The organism is Pseudobutyrivibrio sp. AR14, from assembly GCF_900101325.1.
Taxonomy (GTDB): Bacteria; Bacillota; Clostridia; order Lachnospirales; family Lachnospiraceae; genus Pseudobutyrivibrio.
Map to the genome: position 1 here is coordinate 72,871 of NZ_FMUY01000005.1, position 25,088 is coordinate 97,958.

Here is a 25,088-nt window from a genome sequence, read left to right on the forward strand (position 1 = left end):
CTACTTAGATGGTGCAAAGCAGCATCTTATGTAGGGCAACGAGCACGACAAGAGCGAAAGCGTGTCGTAGAAAGATATGTATGCTCTGTCGATGATGATTACGGATTATAAATCACAATTACCTACAGTTCTTGGGAATGGAATTACGTCACGGATGTTCCCCATTCCTGTGAGGTACATTACGCAACGCTCAAATCCAAGTCCGAAACCTGCATGACGAGATGAACCGTATTTACGAAGGTCAAGGTAGAATCCGTAGTCTTCTTCCTTAAGTCCACACTCCTGCATTCTCTTAAGAAGTACATCGTAGTCATCCTCACGCTGTGAGCCACCGATGATTTCTCCGATGCCAGGCACGAGACAGTCCATAGCTGCAACAGTCTTGCCGTCCTCGTTAAGTTTCATGTAGAATGCCTTTATTTCCTTTGGATAATCTGTAACGAATACAGGCTTTCCAAATATTTTCTCTGTTAAGTATCTCTCGTGCTCTGTCTGAAGGTCACAGCCCCAAGATACCTTGTAATCGAACTCATCGTTGTGCTTCTCAAGCTCTGCAACTGCATCTGTGTATGTGATGCGGCCAAAGTCTGATGTAGCTACATGATGAAGTCTATCAAGAAGTCCCTTGTCGATAAAGTTGTTGAAGAACTCCATCTCCTCTGGAGCATGCTCTAATACATAGTTGATGATGAACTTAATCATCTCCTCAGCAAGCTGCATATCATCCTCAAGATCTGCAAATGAAATCTCTGGCTCAATCATCCAGAACTCTGCTGCATGACGAGTTGTGTTAGAGTTCTCTGCACGGAATGTAGGACCAAATGTATAGATGTTCTTAAATGCCTGTGCATAAGTCTCACCATTTAACTGACCTGAAACAGTAAGGTTGGTAGCGTGGCCAAAGAAATCCTGTGAGAAATCAACTGCTCCATCCTCTGTCTTAGGGATGTTGTTAAGGTCCATTGTAGTAACCTGGAACATCTCACCTGCACCCTCACAGTCAGAACCTGTAATAAGTGGAGTATGAACATATACAAAATCACGCTCCTGGAAGAACTTGTGAATTGCATAAGCGCAAAGTGAACGAACTCTAAATACTGCCTGGAATGTATTTGTACGTGGACGAAGATGTGTCTGTGTACGAAGGTATTCCATAGTATGTCTCTTAGGCTGAATTGGATAATCAGGTGTTGATTTGCCCTCTACCTCAATTTTTGTAGCCTGAATCTCGAATGGCTGCTTAGCTTCTGGTGTAAGTGTAACAATACCAGTAACATATACTGCGGCGCCAACATTAAGACGTCTAACCTCATCGAAATTGTCGATATTATCCTGATTAAATACTACCTGCACTGGATTGAAGAAAGTACCATCAGCAAGTACCAAGAAACCGAATGTCTTAGAATCACGCATATTGCGAACCCATCCAGCAACAGTAACTTCCTTGTCCCCATAATCTTTGAAATTTCTCGAAAGTGTTCTTACGTCTGTGGTTTTAACGCTCATTGTTTTTCTCCTCATTTTTGATTAATGAAGAACTGCCATTAATAATTGTCTCCAACAATGGGCAGTTCTGTGTATCAAGGAATCTTCCCTAAAGGGCCCCTCCTTGACACAATAAAAGCCTCATCAAACTCTAGCTTGATGAGGCTCTCTAATTCATGTTTATCTGGAACATTCAAATCTCATCAACACAATAAAATTAAACTCCCTGATTATTATTCACGGAATTATTATTGTTATTATTGAGATTATTAAGCATAGATGTAAATGCCATGACTGTTCCCCTTCTTTATTTGACTAAAGTATAGTTATTTAAGCATTTGATGTCAAGCACTTATAACTAATCCAACTAGTTATTTTTATCCAGCTCGTAAACCTTGTTTGCAATCTTGTCCATAAGGTCCACAAAGTTGTTTACAACAGATACTGTTGAAGAACTATTGTTAGAAGCATTCTCGCAGTTTGCAGAGATCTCTTCTGTTGTAGCAGAAAGGTTTGTAACCTCCTCAACTATCTTGTTGTTGTTATCCTTAAGCTCGTTGACGTTTCTATTTACTTCGTCTACGTTGCTGTTGAGCTTGTCGAAGCCATCGTGGATAATAGAGAACTTATCTCTTGTAATCTCGATGTATTCAACCTGCTCGTTTGAAATTTCAACAGTCTCGTTAATCTTTTCAGATACAAGCTCTGTGTCGTTTGATAATTCGTCAAGGATAGATGAAATATTCTCTGTAGAATCCTTGGTCTGCTCTGCCAATGCTCTAATCTCATCTGCAACTACGGCAAAGCCCTTGCCTGCCTCACCAGCTCTAGCAGCCTCGATTGATGCGTTAAGAGCAAGCAAATTGGTCTGGGCACTGATTCCCTGAATGATGCTAATAATATCTCTAACAGCTGAGGCTCTATCCATCATCTCGCCTGCAGCTACCTTCATCTCTTCACTAGAAGACTTAGACTTCTCGGTGCTAGTCTGCAAATACTCTACAGCATCTGCGCCCTCTTTAATCTCAGTCATACATTCCTTAGCAATATCTACAAGCTCCTGAATCTGAGTGTAAATACCATCTATAAGTTCCTGAATATCAACAACTCTGCTAGACTGGCTCTCGATAGCCTCTGCTGCACCAGTTGTTCCAAGAGAAATCTCATTAAGAGCCTGGCTGATAGCCTCAACTTCCTTCTGTACTGACTGGATGCTATCCTGGCTTTCCTTCATCAAATCAGAAACCACTCTGGAAGTATCTCTTGTTTTGCCAATGAGCCTGTCACTCTTTTCAACCTGAAGCTGAATCTCGCCTGTATTTTCATCAAGAAGCATCTTCAAATGCTTGATTCCGTTTAAGGCGCCAACTGTTGCACAAATTGATACGATTATCTCAATCATAACTACATCTGCTACCGCTGTTGGTTCAGCAGCTGTAGCAAACATAGACATACCTCTAATAACATTTACAACCAATCCCCAGATTGCTGCCAACCTTACAAATGGCGCATCAAGCATAATTAAGATTACCATTAAAACTGGAATATAGAATGGGAATGGTGAATTGCCCTGCCCCAACATAAGACAAGCTGTATATGTTAAGAAAAACCAGCCCGTGCCAATTCTCTCAAGTCTAAGAGATTCCTTATTAGAGAAATACAAAACAATATAACATACTATTCCTATTACGCACATTATAATAGGAAGGATGCTTCGATATGGAGCGAAATCTACCGCAAATTGTAGCTGCGAGAAATTGCCCACAATAAGCAAGAAGCTCGATACCAATAAAACAATTAGTAAAATCTTGTTAGCTCTTTTAATTTGTACCCCGTTCATTATTTGCTCCTCCAAATAAAAAAATTATATTTTATACAATAATAATAAACCATTTGTTTTTTATAATCAATTTCACTCTTGAACTACTTTTCACAAGTCCATATAATTGAAGTTGATCGTTTAAAATATGTGTCAATCATAAGCAGAATCTGACTCATATATCCTATATACGAGAATAATATATTTTTTTGAAGAAAGCGTGAAAAAATTGAATAAAAAAGAAATTAACGAGATAAAAAGACGTTTTAAAAAGGATAATTGTAACTTTGACAAAATGGTAGGTTGCTATGTAGATGCCAACAAGGAAATGGTCCTCACTTTCAAGGAGACTTTTCTTAATCTTGAAGATGAAGAATTCCACAAGTATCTTGAAATTGCTAACAAATCCCTTTCAGGAACAGTTGGTAACAATCTTCTTGAGCTTCCATTTGACCCTAGTGAGGAAATCGAAGGCAGCGGACATGATTTATTAATGAAACTTCGCGAGAGCCGTCTTCAGGATGAGAAGCTTCTCATTGAATACTACAACAGAATTATCGAGTCATATGATTTTGTAGGTAATTTCCTTATTCTTCTTTACCACGATACCTATGATATTCCAGTTAAGACAACAGATGATTTGATGCTTGATGAGTCTGAGGAAGTATACGACTATATCATCTGCGCTATCTGCCCAGTACAGCTTTCAAAGCCAGGTCTTGGATACCGCGAGGACGAAAATAGAATCGGTGCTCGTATCAGAGACTGGGTTGTAGGACCTGTTGATACCGCCTTTACTTTCCCTTGCTTCACAGAGCGCTCTACTGATTTACATGCATGCCTTGCTTACACTAAAAACACAAAGGAGCCTCACGTAGAGTTCTGGGAAAACTGCATCGGCTGTGGCACTAAAAAGACTTCTACTCAGAAAAAGAACGCATTCAACAATATGCTTGATCAGGCTCTTGGCGAGGAAACAGAAGAAACAATCGAAAAGAAATTAGATATTCAGCAGAATCTTTCAGATTTCATTACAGTAGAAACTGAGCGACTTGGCGAGGATGAGCCAATCATCTTAGAGCCTCAGGATGTTGCAAACATCCTTACTGACTCAGGACTTTCTGATATGAAGGTAGAAAAGATTCAGGCCAACTTTGAAAACTATTTTGAGACTGCTCTTCCACTTGCAGATGAGCTTTTAGATGAAAAGGCTCTCAAGAACAATGAGCTTCGCCTTGAGAAAAACGTTCTTAAGGAACGTGTTGTAGACCTCACACAACAGCTTAAGGAAGCCACCGGAGTTACTTCTGAGGGAAAGCTTCCTGACATCGTAGTTAAGGTTTCCGATGACAAGGCTGCCTCTGTAACCACTGCCATTGTAGACGGCAAAAAATGTGTCTGCGTACCTATCGAACCAGATGAAACATTCATGCTCAACGGCGAAGAAATATAATAATCTATATTCCACTACAAAAAATGTATTATATAGGATTAATACCACTCTACGTGTATAGCTACAATTTTTGTTTTACAAGTATTTCTAGTGCAATTAGACTAACAAAAAGAGGCAATCCTAAAATTTTAGGACTGCCTCTTAATTTTTCTCTAGATATTCGCTCTATTTACCTCTGTGTGAAATAGCTGTCTACGCCAGCGGCGATTCCGTCAGCAAGTTCCTGCTGATAATCAACATTAAGTAATTTCTCTTCTTCGTCTTCATTGGCAAGGGAGCCAATTTCAACTACTGTGCTAGGAGCCTGACACCAGTTCATTACTGCCATATCATCATCTTCTACTAGACGAGCTCTAGAACCGGCTGCCTTTACAGAACCAAGTATTGTATCTGACAAAAGTCTGCCATCTTCGTAATTTCCGTAATTGTAAGGATTGTCCTCTGACTGGCAAACAACCTGAACGCCAGATGAACCATTTCCATCTTCCTTTGCACTTACAACTATAAACAAATCAGCATCAAACATATTTGCTATCATAGCACGTCCGCTATTGCTGATATTTACATCATTTGATGAACGGGTGAGAATTACTTCATAGCCTGCATTCTCAAGGTCTGCCTTAAGCTTTAATGCCACCTGAAGTGTCAACTCATACTCAGGATATCCCGTTGTTGCTCCAACATTACCTGAACTTGCCTCAGCACTAGTTCTAAAAGCACCTGGACCTACAGGTTCCTTGGAATCGTCAGCCACTTCCTGAAATGCAGGATCAATAACAATAACTCTTGGAGACGACTTTGCCATTACTTTAAAAGCACCACCAAACCAAGTGAACACTAGGAGTAATAGTACAAGATATGTCTGTATTAACTTTTTAGTACGTCCTTTCATGTAATCCACTCCTTTCATTGGGAAAACCCTCTAATGATATTATCGTCCACTATTGTGAAATTATTATGATAATTAAGTATATTATCCCACTTTTTCTGAATATTTCTACTATTATTTTTTACTTTTTCTGTCAAATTATTGTTCTTTTCAAATTCTAAATCCTAGCAAGCCCGTTTTCATTTCATATTAGGAATATCCTATTAAGTAAAAAAGGCCCACAGGAAACCTGCAGGCCTAAATATAAGAGAACAAAATGAAGAAAATAAACTAGTTATTACTTTGTAGCGTTCTTCTTATTATTAAGGATTTCGAATACTACTGCACCGAGAAGTACAACACCCTTAACAATCTTTTGCCAGTTTGCATCGATGTTCATAAGGAACATACCAATGTTGATTACACCGATAAGAGTAGCACCGATAATCATACCGAAAATAGTACCGCTTCCACCGTATGCACTAACACCACCAACTACACAAGCTGAGATTGCATCCATCTCGTAGTTCTGACCAGCTGTTGAATTAGCTGACTTATAACGAGCCATTGTAATGAATGCAGAGATTACTGTAAGTACAGCCATGTTCATGTAAGCTAAGAACATGATTCTCTTTGTATCGATACCAGAAAGACGAGTTGCCTCTGAGTTTCCACCGATTGTGTAGAAATAACGTCCAATATCTGTCTTAGATGTAATGAAATTGTAGATAAGTACAATTACAGCCACCCAGATAAGTGGATAAGGAACGCCACCTGCAAGTGAGTACTTGTAACCGAAAAGTAAGATTACGAAGCAAACAAGTACAAGTCTAACAACTAATGATGTGAAGCTTGAAACCTCATATCCCTTAGCAAGCTTGTTTTTACGCTCTCTTAAAGTTAAAAGTACAAATATAACTGCTGCTGCAATAGCAATCACAATACTTGTGAGATTGTACTGAACTCCACCGATTCTTGGACCACCGAAGAAGTCGTTGAGCTTTCCTGTGAAGAGTACACAGAAGTTCTCTGGAAGGTTACTGATACTAGAAGCACCATCCATCAATGCAACACCGAGACCTCTAAGAGCAAGGAAACCTGCAAGGGTTGCAATCCAAGGTGGAATGTTCATGTATGCGATAACGTATCCTAAAATACATCCATAAATAACACCAATAAGAAGCATTGCTGGAATACCGATGATTGTTGCTACAAGTGGATCCATGCCACCAGCCATAAGGCTTGTCATAATCTTTGCACCTACAACACCTACGAAACATACGAAAGAACCGCAGGAAAGATCGATATTACCACCAGTAAGCATACACATGAGCATACCAGTTGCAAGAACATAAACGTATGCGTTCTGTGTAATTAAAGCATTGAACTGACTAGGCTGGAGCATTTTGCCGCCTGTTGAAATATTAAAGAAGAGAACAACTATGATCAGTACAATGAGCATTGTATTATTCTTGATTACATTTAAAATTTTGTCTGCCACTTTTTGTTCCTCCCTTCCTACTTATTCTCTCTCTTAGACATTACGTCAAAGATAACAGCAACTAAAAGTACAAGACCCTTTACTACGTTCTGGTAGTTAGCATCTACACCCATGATAGACATACCCTGGTTGATAACACCCATAAGAAGGGCACCAACGATTGCTCCAAATACAGAACCAGTTCCGCCGTAAGCTGAAGCACCACCGATGAAGCAAGCACCGATTGCGTCCATCTCGAAATACATACCGTATGTAGGCTGTGCATTTGTGTAACGAGCAACTGTAAGGATACCAGCAACTGCTGTTAAGAATCCCATGTTTGTGTAAGCAAAAAAGTAAACCTTCTTTGTGTTGATACCAGAAAGCTGTGTAGCCTTCTCATTACCACCTACTGCGTAGAGGTAACGACCCATTGTAGTTCTAGTTGTAAAGTAGTGATAAGCAAGAACAACAACAACAATCCAAATAAGTGATGTAGGAATACCCTTGTATCCTGCAAGCTTATAGCTTAAGAAAAGGATTACAGCTGAGATAAGTACAATTTTTGCAGCAAAACCGCCAATGCTTGTTGTCTCATAGCCTTTTCTTGTAGCTGAAATTCTTGAACGGAACTCATTTAATACAAATATTGCTGTAGCGATAACACCAATAATCATACATGTTGTGTTAAACTCGCCACCGCCAAGGAAATCTGGAACGTAGCAATCAGCACCACCACCAAATACATTTAAGTATGTCTGGTTTGCAATGGCAACAACCTTACCATTAAGTACTACGTTTGAAAGACCTCTGAAGGCGTACATACCAGCAAGTGTAGCGATAAATGGTGGAACATTTATATATGCTACCCAGAAGGCCTGCCATGCACCAACTGCAACACCAACAAGTAACATGATGATAACAGCAAGTACCATGTTAACGCCTTTGCTCATAAGTAATGCGCCTACACCACCGATGAAACAAACAACCGATCCAACTGAAAGATCGATGTTACCACCGGTTAAGATACACATCAACATACCTGTTGCAAGTACGAATACATATGCATTCTGTGAAAGAAGGTTGTTAATGTTCTGTGGAAAAAGAATCTTTCCACCTGTTCCTATTGTAAATACTCCAATGATTACCACGAGGGCGATTACCATGGAATATTTCTTTATGATTTGTCCAAAACTAAGTGAACCCATGTTTTCTCTCCCTTCTATGACTTCAAGATGCAAGACATGATGCTCTCCTGCGATGCCTCAGCACCTTCCATTTCACCAACCATCTTGCCCTCATTCATTACATAAATTCTATCAGACATACCAAGTACCTCTGGAAGCTCTGAAGAAATCATGATAACTGATTTTCCAGCAGCAACAAGGTCATTGATAATGCAGTAAATCTCATATTTAGCACCAACATCGATACCTCGTGTAGGCTCATCGAGAATAAGTACATCTGGATTAGCATACATCCACTTTGCAAGAAGTACCTTCTGCTGGTTACCACCTGAAAGATTTCCTACATTCTGATCAACAGTAGGACACTTTGTTTTAAGCTTGCCTCTATATTCCTCGGCAACCTGATACTCTTTATCCTTATCGATAACTCTTCTAGTACAAAGCTCTGAAAGGTTTGCAAGAGAAGTGTTAACTCTGATTGGGTTAGAAAGAACAAGTCCATTACCCTTTCTATCCTCTGTAACATATGCAAGTCTGTGCTTGATAGCATCCTTAATATTCTTAAGGTGAACTTCCTCTCCATTAAGGAAAAGCTGACCTGAAATATTAGAGCCATAAGCCTTACCGAAAATACTCATAGCAAGCTCAGTACGTCCAGCACCCATAAGACCTGCGATACCAACTACCTCACCCTTACGTACGTTAATTGATACATCATCAACTACCTTACGCTCTGTGAACTGTGGATGGTAAACTGTCCAGTTCTTAACTTCCATAGCAACATCGCCAATCTTAACATCATGACGCTTTGGGAAACGGTCTGTCATCTCACGACCAACCATGCCCTTGATAATTCTATCTTCAGAAATATCATCTGTTGCCTTATCAAGTGTTTCAATTGTAGAACCATCACGGATAACTGTGATTTTATCTGCTACGTAAGAAACCTCATTAAGCTTATGAGAAATGATAATAGATGTCATTCCCTGCTTTTTGAATTCAAGAAGTAAATCAAGAAGAGCTCTTGAATCTGTCTCGTTAAGAGAAGATGTAGGCTCATCAAGAATAAGAAGTTTTGCGTGTTTAGCAAGAGCCTTTGCAATCTCTACAAGCTGCTGCTTACCAACACCGATATCTTTGATAAGAACACGGCTGCTCTCTGAAAGACCAACCATCTTCAAGTACTTGTCTGCCTCAGAATATGTCTTGTTCCAATCAATTGCCGATTTCTTTCCCTGCTCATTTCCAAGGAACATGTTCTCACCAATTGACATATATGGAATTAATGCTAATTCCTGATGGATAATAACGATTCCTTTTTCCTCTGAGTCCTTAATCTTTTGGAACTTACAAACCTCACCGTTATATACGATGTCACCTGTGTAAGAACCAAATGGATAAATACCACTTAAAACATTCATCAAAGTAGACTTACCAGCACCATTCTCACCTACAAGAGCGTGAATTTCGCCTTCTTCTACTTTAAGATTAACGTTATCAAGGGCCTTTACTCCTGGGAACTCTTTTGTGATGTTCTTCATCTCAAGTATTGTATTTCCCACTTGATATACCTCCCTTTTTTGTTTCAATAAGAATTTTCATTCTCTTCAAATCATTCTCTTTAAAATAGGGCGAGCTAAGCTCGCCCTATAAAGTTTACAACTAATGTTCGTGGTAAACATTTTTCCGTCGCGTAGCTAGGAAAAATATTTACTATTACTGTAACTGATCCTCTGTATAGTAACCAGAATCGATGAGGAGCTCCTTGTAGTTGTTAACATCTGCGAATACAGGCTCGCAAAGGAATGACTCAACTACCTTGTTACCATTGTTGTATGTTTCCTTATCGTTAACATCAACTGTCTCACCATTAAGGATCTGGCCTACCATCTTAACAACCTGTGAAGCAAGTGTACGTGTATCCTTGAATACTGACATAGACTGCTTACCAGCGATCATGTTCTTTGTGTTCTCAATATCGCAATCCTGACCTGTTACGATTGGGTACTCACCCTTGTAGTTAGCTGCAAGTGCGTTCTCAACACCAAGTGCTGTAGAGTCATTTGAGCAGAGGCAGATGTCAAGGTTTGTTCCATCAGCATAGTATGTTGAAAGGATGTTCTCCATTCTTGACTGAGCCTTCTCTGTTGCCCACTGAGCTGTAGCTACATCAGCGAATTCCTGCTGACCTGACTTGATTTCGATGATACCAGCATCGATGTAATCATCAAGAAGATCCATAGCACCGCTGTAGAAGAAGTTAGCATTGTTATCACCTGGATCACCAGCTGTAACTTCCATTGTGTATGTCTTAGAAGTATCGTTTACATCAAGACCAAGTGTATCGATGATGTACTGTCCCTGAACCTGACCTACTTTGTAGTTATCAAATGTAGCGTAGTAAGAAACAGCATCTGTGTTCATGATAAGACGGTCATAAGCGATAACTGGAATGTTCTGCTCAGCTGCCATATCCATAGCCTCACCAAGTGAAGAAGCCTCGATAGCTGCGATAACAAGAACATCACATCCGTCATTGATCATTGTCTCAATCTGAGAGATCTGTGTCTGTGTGTCGTTTGAAGCATACTGAAGTTCAACTTCGTAACCAGCTGCCTCAAGCTCTTTCTGCATGTTCTCGCCGTCCTGATTCCATCTCTGAAGATCCTTTGTAGGCATTGCTACACCAACCTTCTTGCCAGTAGCAGCTGCAGCCCCACCGTCTGTCGACTCTGTAGCTGTGTCTGTTGAAGCTGGTGCAGAGTTGTCTGTTGTCTCTGTGCTAGTACCGCAACCTACGAACATTGAAGCTGCCATAGCACCTGTCAAAAGTACACTTAATAATTTCTTTTTCATCTCTGTGAAAACCTCCCTTTCATTAGGTGTTTTTTGTATCTGTAAAAAAGATACCATTAACCCTTCTAAAAATGGTTGTCACTTTCTTCACATTTTTGTCTAAAACAATCTAACCACCAAAAAAGGACTAGCACATTTTTGTGCTAGTCCTAATCCAATTTGCAAATATGTGCTATCCACCACTGCCAAAGCCTGCTACTTGGCTACGTTTAGATAGACGTCCTCTCGGCTGTGGAAGCCTCCTTCGATGATGACTTCGTCCATGTTGGCGGCGTCAACGGCAACTGGCTCCACGGCCACGTATGGTATGGTGGTTGTGCCATCGTCGATAAATTCGGTTGTTTGTATTGCCTTTCCCTTGGCCAGCTGTACGGATAGTTCAGCAGCCTGTTCTGCAAGCTTGTTAACTGGCTTGTAAACAGTCATGTTCTGAGTGCCCTCTACTATGTGCTGGCAGGCGGTCAAATCTGCGTCTTGGCCTACCACTGGAATGACGCCTGCTAACTGGCTAACTGCAAGGGCTCTGATGACTGCAGTGGCTATATCGTCATTGCCACACATGATGCCATCGGCCTGTTTGATAAGATCTATATTCTCATAGACGTAGGAACTGCCCAGCTCTGCTTTCCAGCCTTCGCAGTTGTACATATCTAATATTTCGATGCCTTTTTCTTCCATTACTGATTTAAAGCCACTTTCAACCATTGGCACATTGTTGTCAGTATTTGGACCACATATCATTACAACTTTTTTAGAGCCCTGCTTTGCAAGTGCATCTCCAAGCATTCGACCTACCATTTCGTTGTCGAATGAAATGTATAGGTCCGCGTTAACGTCACGTATCAATCTGTCGTAACATACAACTGGGATGTTTTTTGCCTTAGCTTTGTTTACAACCTCGGTAAGTGCACCGCCATCAATTGGAATGATTACAAGGCAGTCAACACCCTTGTCAATAAAATACTGTATCTGTTCAATCTGCTTGGATACATCTCCATTGGCATTTTGAACATTCACTGTGGCTCCTAGGGATGAGGCAGTATCAACAAATACGTCTCTGTCCTTTTGCCATCTTTCAATTACGAATGAGTCAAAACACATTCCTATCTCAAGTGTGTTTGAATCCTCAGCATCACTGCTGTCATTTGTCATGGCCTCCCCACATCCTGACAAAATCATTGCGGACATAATTGCCACCGCAATAAATTTTCTCCTTAACCGTTTCATTACTTCCCTCCAATATTACCCCTTCGCATAATCTGTTGGCGTTTTTCCAGTGTACTTCTTAAAGTTTCTAGAAAAATAATTAGGGTCTGAATATCCTACCTCAGCCGAAATCTCCTTCATAGATTTATTGGTAGTTTTAAGCAGCTTTTTGGCTGCTTCTATTCTAAGTTTTGTAAGATAATCAATGAAGTTTTCTCCTGTTTCTTCCTTGAATACCTTTGAAAAATAGTAGGAACTTATATTTACCACTCTAGATACATCATCTAGGGTGAGTTCCTTCATATAATTGTTGTCAATGTACTGTTTTGCCTTGTTGATGGCACTCATAGTCTGCTCTTCCTGGCGGTTTGAAACCCAGAAGGTAGCTGACTTTATTTTCTCTACGAACCACATCCTCACCTCTTCATGGGTAGGATAATTTAAAAGCTCTGATAGGTAGTTTTGCCTGCTTTTAAATTCGTATTTACGACCTGTCTTCTCATAGGCTAGATGCTCAGCCCATAGTACAAATTCAAGACATTTCAGTCTAACGCTATCGCTGTCGCTAGCGTAATTTTCCTCCATCCAGTCGAAGAATGCCTGGGCAACTGATGCCGATTCATTGGTGTTGCCTAGCTCGATTTCATCAAAAAGCCTCTTTTCCATCTCCATTGGATAGTTGTCCTCATAGGAAACCTTTGTAGGCATATCATCAATGTGGGCTACGTGGCTGGTGGTTGAGATGAGGACTGAATTAGCCTCCTCGTATGACTCTGCCATCTTATCAAGCGGCTTTACCGAGCCAAATCCCACTCTGAAATTCATATCGAATCTATCAGATAGCTTGCGGCAAAGAGCTCTTGCCTTCTCCACAATTTCATTTCGCTCATTGTATGAAAGAGTGTCACCCTCGCAAGGAATCAGCATAGGGATTTTGTTGGACATAACCGCACCCATAATTCCCTTAATGTAATCCTCTGTTATGGTGTGAATCTCACGATAGGCCTTTTGTGCCTGGATGGAAACAGCAACAGCGCTGGTCATGTAGTTACCTACCTGCTCTCTACCAAAGACCATGCAGGCCATGTATCCATACTGTGAATCAATACCAAGAAGTGTCTTGTAATTATCAATATCTTCCTGGAAATATTCCTTGAAAAGCAAGTCTTGAATCAGACCATTTTCAATGATAGGAACTACAGTCTCAAGCTTTTCACGAACCCGTAAATCGTTGCGGCGCTTGGTCCTCTCACCATCGATATTGCTCATGGCCTTTTTCAGCACGGTAACTATAGTCTCCTTACTGACTGGCTTATTGAGATAATCAAGCACTCCCAAGGAGATAGCCTCCTTGGCATAGTCAAACTTGTCATAGGCCGTCATTACAACAAAAACTACATGGCTATTGAACTTCCTAATCTCTCGCATGGCCTCGATACCGTTGATTCCCGGCATCTGAATATCCATGAAAGCAATATCTGGCTGAAATTCCTCAGCCAACTCGATAACCTGTCTACCGGTTTTGGCTGTTCTTATCTCACAGCGACTGCCAAATTCTTTTTCTATTATGAATTTAAGTGAGTCAATGACGATTCCCTCATCGTCAGCTAGCATTATTTTGTACATTACTTAATACCCTTAATCTGTTTTGGAAAGGTAGAGAATTGTCTCTGTACCCTTGTTCTTCCCCTCTGAAATAATATCTAGGACATCGTCTCTCTCATAGAAAATATTGAGACGCTCGATACAATTGTCAAGGCCAACGCCATTGGAGTCAGACTTGCTTGGATCCCTAGTATATCCACCCTCAAGTATTTCCTCGATGGTCTTGGAATCCATTCCTATTCCGTTGTCCTTTATACTAACACAAATATAATCCTCTAGAGAATATACAGAAAGCTTAATTTTCTTGGCCCAATCTACATTTCTCACACCGTAGTTAATACTGTTTTCTACGATAGGCTGGATAATCATGCGAGGAATTTTAACATCTAAAAGGCTCTCATCTATATCCTTTGTAAAAAGAATCTCTCCAGCAAATCGCACATTTATAATGTAAATGTAAATATCTACAAGCTCGATTTCTTCCTTAAGAGTAACAATGTCCTTGTTCTTCTTTATATTATATCTAAAGAAATCAGCAACCCTCTGGAGATAATTGCTAGTCCTCTCTGCTCCCTCCATCATAGAAAGCTGGGCACCGGCATTTAAAGTGTTAAATAGAAAATGTGGGTTGATCTGGGCCTGCAAATATCTCAGCTCAGCGTCCTTAATATGATTCTCCATAATAAGCTCATTTTCCTTCAGTCGGCGCTCTACTTCCATGGACTCACGAAGCTTAACGATATACTCTCTTATAGAAATTACCATCTTGTTGAATGCGTTAGTAACAACACCTACCTCATCATTCGAATGAACGGTAAGCAATTCAATATCAAAATCTCCCTTTGAAACTCTGTTGGCAGAGTTGGAAAGCTTAATCAAAGGCTCCGTGATAGTAGATGCAATAAGTACTACGAATGAAAGGTTAGCAACTCCAATAATAATGAGAGTAAATAAGTTCAACTGCTCAAGTGTCTGCAGTGCTGACATCATTGCTGCATAAGACATAGAGTTGTTGACGAACTGCTTGTTATTTAAGCTATTGATGCTCTTTGAAATATAGCCGTGAAGTCTTGTGGCCTCATCGTAGTTGGTCTTGTATTTTTCAACATTACCACCACGCTTACTCTCTATGGCCTGATTGGTAAGCTCCAAATAGTTAAGGGACATGTTTCTAATATTTTTTTCCATGACACGATTCTCATTGTCATCATTGGTATTAGAAAGAGTCATAACCAGATTATTGTAATCCTGCTCGTAGGTATAGTACTGCTCCAAGGCGTCTGATGTCTTGGTGTCCAAATACCCAGTGGTAGCACTCTGGACTCTATCAAGGCAATCACTCAACTCGTTAAGAGAAGTATTGCTGGCGAATACCGCATCAAGAGAATCAATCATTCTGGCTGTTCCAAAGTAAAGCATCATATTTACAAGGAACAGCAAAATGGCTGGTGTACAAAATGCCAGAATCATTTTCTTTCTAAGGGAAAGGGTGACTTTAAGCTTTTTACTCATCGCTACCCTCCTCTAGATACTCAGCCACGTTGGACAAATCAATAATCTGTGTATCCACATTTATATAGTCTGAAACATAACCTGTATCTCTATATTCTATAAATGCCTTAGTGGCAGCACTTCCCATGCTTTCTGCATCAATACTTACAGTGCTTTTAATAACGCCGTGCTGAATACCAGTAAGGATTGTAGGTGTTTTGTAATTACCATACAGATGAATCTGACCTACCTTGTTGTAGTCAATCATAGCCTGATAAAAGCTGGTGGTTGTATCCTCATCAAGACAGATAACAAAAGGTGCCAAATCATTGTTCATGAAGAGATTCTGGATGTACTCTTCTGAAGCAAACTGTTCTTCATCCTCTATAATTCGTAAATCAAAATCGATTTTCTCCCCTGGCATCTCACTAGAGATTGCCTCCTGCAAGTTGTTGATTAGGCTGGTGGTGCTTGAATCCTCAGCACTTGAATTACCAATAATCATAACCGATGATTTTTCAACTAAATCTGGCGCGATTGATTTGGCATATAAATTGGCAATAGTATAGCTGTTAACGCCAATAAAGCTGACTCTGTCTGCAGGGTCCACATCAGTCTCTAAAGTAATTACAGAAATCCCTGCCTTTTTGGCTTTTTGAAAAAGCTCCTGAGGAATCTCTGCAGAGTCTCCCTCTATAAAAATGCCATCACAACCTGAGGCTATCGCCATCTCCATCAACTCAGCTCTAGTATAATCATCATCTACTGACTGAGATAAGAGATCCACATAAACTCTATTTTCATCACCGTATTCTTTTGCGGCCTCATATACCTGCTTCCAAAAATCAGAATCATCATCTGAAGAAATCATTACAACATAGGAATCGTACTGCTTGTACTCAGCCTCTCTTAAAAGCTCAGAAGCCTGCTCCATTCTATTCTTATATATAACAACACTGACAATGGTAGCAATAAACATAAAAGCAACAGCAACACCTGCCGCAATAGCAAGTGCACTGTTGCCTTTTACTTTAATTTTACGCCCACCAAATTTCATGATAATAATAATTCTCCGCCCTAACTCCTAAATTCACTAGAGATTATTATAATTAATCCATCCCTTTAAATCAACGGAAAGGCGCACCAAAACGGTGCGCCCCACTAAATTGCCTATTTTTTAATTATTTCAAGCATCATACCAAATACTTGATTTAAAAATTCATCTTTGCTTTCATCAAATTGATATTGGATGTAACCTGCTTTTTTATTTCCTAGCATAATAACACCAGCAAGCATCATCCAATAAATAAAGCTGACTTTTTTGGCATTATCATCCAGCTCAAAACTGTTACTTTCCTTCCCCGATTCAAGAAATTCTGCGATTTTATCAATTATGGATTCACCGACTTGATAAATATCGTCCAAAAGCGGGACTTGTAATCGTTCCTCTTTTTTCATCTCGATAGTTTCAAGCATTCTAGAAAAAACAAAAGGTGATTTGTCATATAACTCCGCCAAAATGTGGCAAATCTGATAGTACTTTTCAACCTCTGAAGCAGCATCCGACTTATTATCTACAACTTCTTCAATATTACTACTGATTTCATTCATCCCCTTCAATACAAGATAAAGTACTATTTCCTCTTTGTTCTTGAAATAGACATATATTGTTGATTTGCTATAATCCGCCTCTTTGGCAATCTGATCCATAGATGTTTTTTCGATACCGTTTACTGAAAATAATTTCTCCGCGGCATTCGCAATATTATCTCTATGGAATAACTCCATTTTTTCTGCTTTTGTCATAGTTAACGGCTCCCATTTTCTTTATTATTCCTACTAAATACTATAAATGTTTATTTTATCCCCTGCAATAAAGCATTTTTCACAGCAGTCTTAATAACCTTACTAGAATTTGTTGCTGAGCTGACAGCATCTACATCAACTGTCTGCTCTTCAACCATGTTTTCTACTATTATTTCAGCAGGTCCACCATGCTCATTAACATGCTTAAGCAAGTCAACTCTAACCAGCTTATGGTCCTTAACTTCAACTTCTACAACTGCTTTAATGTATCCAACATCGCTCTCGCCTGTGTATACTCCATCAGCCACAGAATTCAAGTCAACATCCCAGTCTTGCATTGCAGCCACTTGCTCCTGATACTTTTCATTACATACCATTTCTGTAATTCCGTAAGCTGCCAAAAGGATTACAGCCACCATTACAACCTTTTTAAAATATCTTTCATTTCCATTTTTTATGCTAATAAAAAATAGTACTGCAAGACCAATCACGGCAAGTCCAAGAGTTATAAAAATAACTGGTGGTCTATGACCAATAAGCTTTAAGTTTAAAAGCCCATATATCAATCCTCCTAAAAAGAGGATTAAGCAAATGATAGACTTTACGGTTATTTTATTTTTCATTATTTCACATTCTCCTTTAGTCTCTTATGATACGCTCTTTAAAATATCCCTCATTTCATTTGTGTCTTTGACTACAAAATGGTTTTCATCCAGCTGGAAGTACTGGGTTTCATTCTGGCTATACAGCTGCCAATATTTCCATCTTTCTCCAACTAGCTGATCTTTATTTCCATTTATAAGTACAAGAGGCGTCTCCACCTTGTTTATTTGTGGAACATAACGCTTAAGCAACACAAAGTCATTTCTTATGATATCAGTATATATTTCTTTAAAAAATTCATTTTCCAGTAATTCCTCTGGAACTCCACCAATGGATGCAACATACTCTAAGAATTCTTTATTATCCATCTCTTCAATGTTGCCAATATAGTCAAGCCAGAAATTTGGTGCCTGGCAAGCTGCAAGAACTACTTTTTTCAGATTATATCCCTCTGATTTAAACAAATTTTCTAATTGATAGCATATGATAGAGCCCATACTGTGTCCTAATAACATGAATGGTTCTGACTTATCCTTCAGTTGCTTTTTTATATCCTCTTCACACCAACCTACCAAGTCTTTCATGGAGCCAATAAGTGGCTCAGACATTCTAGTTCCATGGCCTGGATATTCAATTGGAATTATTTCACCAGCTTTCCCCATGGCCTTTTTCAAATCTGAATACATGCTTGCTTGTGCTCCAGCACTAGCCAAACAAAAGATTTTCATTTTAGACCACCTCCTTTGTAACCATGGCTGTGAAAGCTTTTCTATCTACTTTATTATTAGCCGAAAGTGGCAATTTCTCTAAGAAAATAAACTCAGATGGGATTGCGTACTCAGGCACATGCTGACGAAGTCTAGACTTGATTTCATTTACTTCAATTGTCTTTCCCTGGTTAAGCATAATTCCTGTAACCAGCTTGTCATCTCCCTCAATCTCCTTTTTTACGCAACTTATACTCTGGCTTATCTCGTCCATACCATTTAAGATACATTCAATTTCTTCTAGCTCCACTCTAAATCCATTGATTTTTACCTGATTATCCATTCTTCCACAGATTTGAATAATACCTTCCTTCGTAAGGATTCCTCTATCACCAGTATAGTAAAGACGCCCCAGCTTTTTGTTATTCTTAAATTGCTTGTTTGTCCTTTCTGTATCCTTAATATAATCAATAGCAAGTCCTGCACCACCAGAGACGATTTCCCCTTCTTCCATATCTACGAGCTTGCCATCCTTCATTACATACATGGTCTTATTGGCGATTGAGCAACCATAAGGTACATATGAAAGTTTTGACTTTCCTTCCTCATATAAATAGAAGTTGGACCATACACAAATCTCTGTTGGGCCACCTGAAATATAGAGATTCACAAAAGGAATATCCTTCAAAATATCAATAACCAAACTGTGTGGTACTACATCTCCACTGAGAATAATGTTTCTCACGCTTTGTAAACCATTAAAATCGGCTCCAGTATTTTCAACATATTCAAGCAACATCTTAACTACAGATGGAACAGCATTGATAAATGTTACGTTGTTTGTACTTACCCTCTCTTCTAAAAGAGCAAGATTTCTGTTGTCTTTGACTATTACCAAACTAGCGCCTGCTGCAAGGGTGCCAAATAAATCAAATACAGAAAGATCAAATGTAAGCTCTGATACCCCAAGGATTCTGTCATATTCATTTAGGCCGAAAAGTCTGTCCATTGTCTGGACTGTCTCAGCCACCGAAACATGAGGAAGCCTTACTCCCTTTGGCTTTCCTGTACTTCCTGATGTAAAAATTACATAAGCGCATTTTTCACCTGATACTTGATTTCTAGGATACTTCTTTTTAGCCTTAGGAAACTCCATCGATGACTCAACCATCTCTTGCTCACCAGTCATGTCCATAATGCTTTTGATTCTTTCTTCTCCAGCATCACTTTGAATAGGAACATAAGCTCTTTTGGTCTTTAGAATTCCCATGATTATTGCAACTGTTTTCCAGTCTCTATGAACCTTTACAATTACATAATCTTTGAAATTAGAATTCTTTTTGTCTAGATATAAAGCCACTCTATCAGAATATTCGTCCAATTCCTTGTAAGTTATTGTCCTATCTTCATCAATAATTGCTATTCGATCCCCATATTTATCTATAGTGTTATAGAAAATATCCAGAAGATTATCAAAATCATTCTTCACATCATTATCATTAAAAATCTCATATAATTTATTAATATCCACTTTTTCAAGCTTTGGCATAAATTTGTTATCAATTAATTCCATATCTTCCCCCATTTTTCATCCTATGCACTAACTGCATTCTTTAATGAATTTTCAATTGCCTTTAACATTACCTTGCAGCTATTTGATGCTCCGCTTACCATTCCAACATCAAATGATTTCTCATTATTAATCCAATCAATCATCTGCTCAGCCGCCTCTCCATGTTCGTGAACATGCTGAAGCAACTCAACATTTTCAATTTTGTGATCCTTGATTGTAGTCTTAATTCTGGCCTTTACAAGGATTGCATCGCAGAATCCCTCATAAACTCCATCTTTTACTTCATTTAAATCTGGTAAATCAACAATCATTTCCTTTACCATCTTTTTATATTTAAATAAATCTGTTAAATACATTTTCTACCTCCTTTGAAGCTGCATCTTTGTTTCCATTACAAGATGTACAATCATAAATAATCCAATAAGCAATCCGCTTACAATAAAAAGTCCCTTATGTGTAAAATCCATCACAAAGCCTGTAACAAATGGTCCACAGGCTGAGCCAATGGAATAAAACATTGAATATACACCCGTGGCCCATATGACATCATCCGAGGATACCCGCTCCATATTTAAAGCCGCTAGGGTGCTTGGATAAATCACGCATACACATGCACCTGCTATTAGTGAAAATAATAATTTCTGAGAAGTACCCACTATTAAAGCCAAGCTAAACAGCGCTCCTATAGAAAATAGTATGCAAGCTTTATAGATTCCAAGTTTTGCTGGAAGAGCTGAAAGGGGCAACATGCCTACAATTCCTCCTAGTACAAATGTCCCCAGCACAATTCCTGCAAATTTAAGGGAATATGAATCCTTTAAATAAATTGGATAGAATGCCGAAAATGCATTTTCAATAAATCCGTATGTATATCCTCCCAGTATAAATGGGAAGAAAAGAGCTATTTTATTTTCACTTCCGCTAGACTTATCATCTGAATCCCCCAATTTTAGCTTTGCTTTATATATAATCACCATATCAATAAGCAAAAGAACACAAGCTGCGCCAAAGGCTAAATTGGTTGAGATAGAAAACATAATAGTTCCAAGGGCTGTACTCACTGCAAATCCTATTGCGAAGAAAAATGCGTAAATTCCTGTAACCTTTGTTTTATCATCTGTATCTGTCTGGGCCAGATTATTTTGAATTGTTATAAAGTTAAAACTTATACCTAGCCCCACAACAAACATGCATATGAAAAAGGCAATTATTTTTGTAGAATTTACAAATACAAAAATCGCAATGACGGCAAATAACAGTGCCGAAATCACCAATTTGTATGCATCTGTTTTTCTACATATCTTCAGAAAGATAATTGAGCCAACAACCATGGCCACAAAGTATGTAGAACTAATCATTCCAATAATGTTTTCGCTAACACCTTTCGACTCTAAGAATAGAGTCGAAAGAGGAATAAATAATCCTGTAGCCATACCAACTAAAAAACCTAAGATATATAGGATTCCAACTTTTTTCATACAATCTCCTTTACGTCTTCACTAAGATGTCCTGCATAGAAAACATATAAATCCAGTAACTGTCTTATGTCTTTTTCTTTGCATCGTTCTTTGGAATACTCGATTCCAATATTCATACAACCATTTTCCAAATAGAAGAAAACTTCTATCTCACTAGTGCGAACTTGATCAGCCGTAGAGAATCTCTGTCCATCATTCTCGCTATTCAACTCAATGTAATTCAGGTTACTAACATCACGATTGCCCAAATAATTTATACGTATATCTGTGACTTTATTATCAGGGTAATGGCTGTCTCCAAGCTCTCTTCCACAAAGATCATAAGAGGCTCCATTCATTGGTACTTTTCTCAATTTGTTGTTAAATGTAGATACCAAGGATTCAAAACCTTTATTGGTTGTATCAATAGCAATTGGATAATTGATAGCAAAGTTTCCTACTGTATCCATATACATATTGTTATCAAGAACACGGCCATGCATTCTATGGCTTAAAGTGACTACATCGTTACCTGTAATCTCCTTTACGGTGTTATAAAGAACTGCTGAAAGCACTCCATACATTGGACTATTCATTGATGCAGCCATTTTTTGTAGCTGCTTTGTTTCAGATAATGACCAGGTATAGTGCACCATGTGGGCATCCTTTTCATTATTTGAAGCTTGTCTATCAATGGTCTTTAACCTAGTATTAGAAGCTGTTTCGGCCTGCCAATACTTCATATAGGTTTCTCTGTTTAAGTTGAACTTTTCATTTACGATTCGTATATACGTATCGAAGCCCGTCTTTTCATTTTCATAATTATAGGTGCCTTCATATATTGTTCCCTGAGAAAGCAATGTCCAATAATTATTCCAAAGTCTTCTGTATAAGATATCGTTGCTGACCATATCAAGTACTATATGATGTCCTATTACTAAAAACTCATAATCGTAATCTCCATGAACAAGGACTCGCACTTTCAGAAGGGGTAACTTATCAATGCTAAATTCCTTTGCTTCCTCCGTTAATAATTCTTCAATAAACTTATCAGTTGCCCCTTTGTCATTAGCTGTGTCTGAATAATACTTGATGTCATAATCCACATGATCCTGCAATTCATACTTTATGGTGTCACCCTCAATATATAATCGCATTCGAAGAGCTTCTGTTTCTTCAAACATTTTTTCAAGGGCTTCCTCAAGAATCTTAGTATCAAGCTTTGCCTTAAACGAAAATCTTGAATAGCCAAACCATCTATATGGTTTTTCAAAGTAATTTGTGAGCCACTTTTGGGCTGGGGCCAGCAATGTTTCTTCCCTTTTGAGGCTTATATATTTAGCCATCTCTTCAACGGTCTTTGCCTGGAATAAATGTACTTTTGAATTAACCTGGTACTTAGATATTAGTTCTGTCAAAAGTTTCATTTTTTCGATTGAACTAATTCCATAAACCTCTTCAAGTGGCTCACTTACATTTATCTCTTTATCTAAAATCTTCTGTATATCATTTTTAAGACTTTCTATAACTTCTCTATCGCTCTTTGAATGTTCAAGAACTACTTCAATTGCATTTTCAGAAGTCTGGTTAACAGTCTCAATTGTTCTAATCTTTGATAAATAGAACTTAAACTTATCATATAAATTTCGGATGAACTCATGAGAAAAGGCATCAATATCATAATTAAGTGAAAACATAAGTCTGCCTTCATCCATCTCAATCAAGGCATCAATAGAATTTTTGTTCATGCCTGTATATGCCTTGTAATCAAGAACATTTACAGCCTCATCCTCCTTGTCGATATGTGTATCACCTACAAATGATAAATAAAGATTTGATGCTAAACTCTTAACAGCCATCTTGCTAATCAGGTCATTTAGCTTTTTATTCTCAAGAACATTTTGTCCTCTCATCTTTTTTACAAAGCTGTAGCTTTCTCTCATGTCGTACTGATTTACAAAATGCTCATCAATTGTATCCTTTACACTCTTGGCAAATGCAATTGGATTCTTGCTGTCCTCATCTGTAACCTTAAAGGTGATTGTCATATTTTGGGCAAAGCATCCAATTACATCATTAAACTCAAAAGCCTTACCTGTTCTTCCTCCTGTAGGAAGATTAATAGTAATCTCATCAAATTCTTTATGAATAGATTTAAGTGCCAAAAGATATGACGAAACAATAATCGAATATGTACTCAATCCTTCTTTTGTTGCTATCTTTGAGAGAACTGTCATATCACCCTTTGAAATATGGAAAATCTGGGAATTAATATTGCCGAAAGGCTCCTCATTTTTATTTTCCTTTTCCAATGGGAACTGAAAATGTTTTGCTGGCTGAGGCTTAATGTCTCCATCAGGAATCCAGTTTAAAGATTCCTCAACCGCCTGCTTATATGCTAAAAAGCTTACTCCGTAATCAAGAGAATTCTTTTTCAAATAAGCTCTATACAGAGAAACGAAATCTCTTAAAATCTGCTGATTTCCCAAACCATCAGATACCAAATGACATGATGCCAAAACAATTTCAGTAACATTATCAGAGAGTCTAAAAGCATACAGTCTACATAGAGGATAAACATAAATATCAAACAAACTATTTAGTATTCTCTGGCAAAATTCATGAATGCATTTGTCCTGATTTAAATATGAGTAATCTCTGATATCAAATACTTCAACTTTTTGCTTATAGTTTTCTTCAAAACTTATAGATACCTCATCAAGGCTCTTTGCTTCTTTGTCACATGTAAAAAATGATCTAAGGGATGGTTGTCCTTTTAATAAATCATTCCAAACATTCTCAATGCCCTCTTCATCAAACTCCCCTTCAATTCTGATTCTAGATGCAAGGCTAAGCGTTCCAGTTGCAAAATATGACATAAAGAATAAGTGCTGTGAATAGTTCATTGGTAATTCTTCAGTGTCATCCTGAGTCTGCTCTACTTCAGATATATATATTTCATTCCCCTGATCAATATCCTCAAGCATCTTTTCGAACTCAGCAACTGTAGTCATATGCATAATTTTTTCTATGTCATATTTTTTATTATTGATGTGATCAGGATTGCACTTTAATAATAATTTGTTTACAAAATCAATCTTTTCCTTGTCATCAATTCCCATTTCACTGATTGACTTGTCTAGCGAAATTTCTGATGGCTGACACTTTAATATTTCAGCCAAAATTTCTTTGACTACTGACTGATTTTCTTCCTTTACTTCTTCTTTTTTTGCTTTATCACCTCCTTCAATTATTTCTTCCAACTGCCCTACTGTTTTAAGATTAACTAGGTTATCAATACCATACGTATCCATGATTTTATTTTTCATTTCTTCGCCAATGCCCTCAATTATTTTTTGCATTAGCATGATTTTTTTAATTGAATCAATGGCTAAATCATTATCAAGCTCCATGTCACTGCTAATAAAATCAATCGGATGTTCCGTAATTTCGTGTATTGCTTCCTTTACTATATTCATCTCCCATTATCCT

19 protein-coding genes are annotated in these 25,088 nt (G+C 38.3%); 1 reads left to right on the plus strand and 18 read right to left on the minus strand.

The features are described 5' to 3' along the window. Nucleotides 1-105: 105 nt before the first annotated feature. Both asnS and BLP50_RS05910 read right to left on the minus strand, forming a co-directional pair. Nucleotides 106-1,506, minus strand: a complete 1,401-nt coding sequence (asnS, locus tag BLP50_RS05905; protein WP_090152479.1) for an asparagine--tRNA ligase — start codon at nucleotides 1,504-1,506, stop codon at nucleotides 106-108. A gap of 346 nt (nucleotides 1,507-1,852) precedes the next feature. Next, on the minus strand, nucleotides 1,853-3,325 hold the full coding sequence (locus tag BLP50_RS05910) for a methyl-accepting chemotaxis protein (protein WP_090152482.1): 1,473 nt from the start codon (nucleotides 3,323-3,325) through the stop codon (nucleotides 1,853-1,855). 208 nt (nucleotides 3,326-3,533) lie between these two features. Here BLP50_RS05910 and BLP50_RS05915 point away from each other — a divergent pair, with 208 nt between their 5' ends. Continuing rightward, the gene (locus BLP50_RS05915) at nucleotides 3,534-4,757 is read left to right on the plus strand and encodes a DUF4317 domain-containing protein (protein WP_090152842.1); all 1,224 of its coding nucleotides are present in this window, start codon (nucleotides 3,534-3,536) and stop codon (nucleotides 4,755-4,757) included. Nucleotides 4,758-4,926: 169 nt separating this feature from the next. Here BLP50_RS05915 and BLP50_RS05920 read toward each other — a convergent pair whose 3' ends face one another. From BLP50_RS05920 to BLP50_RS05995, 16 genes are all read right to left on the minus strand, one after another. Next, nucleotides 4,927-5,649 (minus strand): N-acetylmuramoyl-L-alanine amidase family protein, encoded by a 723-nt coding sequence (locus BLP50_RS05920; RefSeq protein WP_176753697.1) that lies wholly within the window; start codon nucleotides 5,647-5,649, stop codon nucleotides 4,927-4,929. A 274-nt stretch (nucleotides 5,650-5,923) separates the two neighbouring features. Beyond that, on the minus strand, nucleotides 5,924-7,126 hold the full coding sequence (locus BLP50_RS05925; RefSeq protein WP_242869224.1) for an ABC transporter permease subunit: 1,203 nt from the start codon (nucleotides 7,124-7,126) through the stop codon (nucleotides 5,924-5,926). A 17-nt stretch (nucleotides 7,127-7,143) separates the two neighbouring features. Further along, on the minus strand, nucleotides 7,144-8,313 hold the full coding sequence (gene mmsB, locus BLP50_RS05930; protein ID WP_090152487.1) for a multiple monosaccharide ABC transporter permease: 1,170 nt from the start codon (nucleotides 8,311-8,313) through the stop codon (nucleotides 7,144-7,146). 14 nt (nucleotides 8,314-8,327) lie between these two features. Next, nucleotides 8,328-9,833 carry a multiple monosaccharide ABC transporter ATP-binding protein gene (mmsA, locus tag BLP50_RS05935; RefSeq protein ID WP_205467991.1) on the minus strand — a complete coding sequence of 502 codons (1,506 nt, stop codon included), beginning with the start codon at nucleotides 9,831-9,833 and terminating at the stop codon, nucleotides 8,328-8,330. 175 nt (nucleotides 9,834-10,008) lie between these two features. Next, nucleotides 10,009-11,148 (minus strand): substrate-binding domain-containing protein, encoded by a 1,140-nt coding sequence (locus BLP50_RS05940; protein ID WP_090152848.1) that lies wholly within the window; start codon nucleotides 11,146-11,148, stop codon nucleotides 10,009-10,011. A gap of 195 nt (nucleotides 11,149-11,343) precedes the next feature. Beyond that, nucleotides 11,344-12,375: a substrate-binding domain-containing protein gene (locus BLP50_RS05945; RefSeq protein WP_090152493.1), complete on the minus strand. Its 1,032-nt coding sequence runs from the start codon at nucleotides 12,373-12,375 to the stop codon at nucleotides 11,344-11,346. A 15-nt stretch (nucleotides 12,376-12,390) separates the two neighbouring features. Next, on the minus strand, nucleotides 12,391-13,980 hold the full coding sequence (locus tag BLP50_RS05950) for a response regulator (protein WP_090152496.1): 1,590 nt from the start codon (nucleotides 13,978-13,980) through the stop codon (nucleotides 12,391-12,393). Between the two features lie 12 nt (nucleotides 13,981-13,992). Next, on the minus strand, nucleotides 13,993-15,471 hold the full coding sequence (locus BLP50_RS05955) for a histidine kinase (RefSeq protein WP_242869225.1): 1,479 nt from the start codon (nucleotides 15,469-15,471) through the stop codon (nucleotides 13,993-13,995). Next, nucleotides 15,464-16,507, minus strand: a complete 1,044-nt coding sequence (locus BLP50_RS05960) for a sugar ABC transporter substrate-binding protein (RefSeq protein ID WP_090152500.1) — start codon at nucleotides 16,505-16,507, stop codon at nucleotides 15,464-15,466. Before BLP50_RS05960 ends, BLP50_RS05955 begins: the two co-directional genes overlap by 8 nt. 113 nt (nucleotides 16,508-16,620) lie before the next feature. Next, on the minus strand, nucleotides 16,621-17,256 hold the full coding sequence (locus BLP50_RS05965) for a TetR/AcrR family transcriptional regulator (RefSeq protein WP_090152503.1): 636 nt from the start codon (nucleotides 17,254-17,256) through the stop codon (nucleotides 16,621-16,623). Nucleotides 17,257-17,306: 50 nt separating this feature from the next. Next, nucleotides 17,307-17,879, minus strand: a complete 573-nt coding sequence (locus BLP50_RS05970; RefSeq protein ID WP_090152506.1) for an FMN-binding protein — start codon at nucleotides 17,877-17,879, stop codon at nucleotides 17,307-17,309. Between the two features lie 24 nt (nucleotides 17,880-17,903). After that, nucleotides 17,904-18,587 (minus strand): thioesterase II family protein, encoded by a 684-nt coding sequence (locus BLP50_RS05975; RefSeq protein WP_090152509.1) that lies wholly within the window; start codon nucleotides 18,585-18,587, stop codon nucleotides 17,904-17,906. Between the two features lies 1 nt (nucleotide 18,588). Further along, a complete protein-coding gene (locus BLP50_RS05980) occupies nucleotides 18,589-20,139 on the minus strand; it encodes an amino acid adenylation domain-containing protein (protein WP_176753698.1) in 1,551 nt (516 codons plus the stop codon). 20 nt (nucleotides 20,140-20,159) lie between these two features. Further along, nucleotides 20,160-20,495, minus strand: a complete 336-nt coding sequence (locus BLP50_RS05985) for an FMN-binding protein (protein WP_090152514.1) — start codon at nucleotides 20,493-20,495, stop codon at nucleotides 20,160-20,162. A 3-nt stretch (nucleotides 20,496-20,498) separates the two neighbouring features. After that, entirely contained in the window at nucleotides 20,499-21,617 is a 1,119-nt protein-coding gene (locus tag BLP50_RS05990; RefSeq protein ID WP_090152517.1) for an MFS transporter, read from the minus strand. After that, nucleotides 21,614-25,075 (minus strand): condensation domain-containing protein, encoded by a 3,462-nt coding sequence (locus BLP50_RS05995; protein ID WP_090152519.1) that lies wholly within the window; start codon nucleotides 25,073-25,075, stop codon nucleotides 21,614-21,616. The genes BLP50_RS05990 and BLP50_RS05995 overlap by 4 nt, the downstream gene beginning before the upstream one ends. Nucleotides 25,076-25,088: the final 13 nt, after the last annotated feature.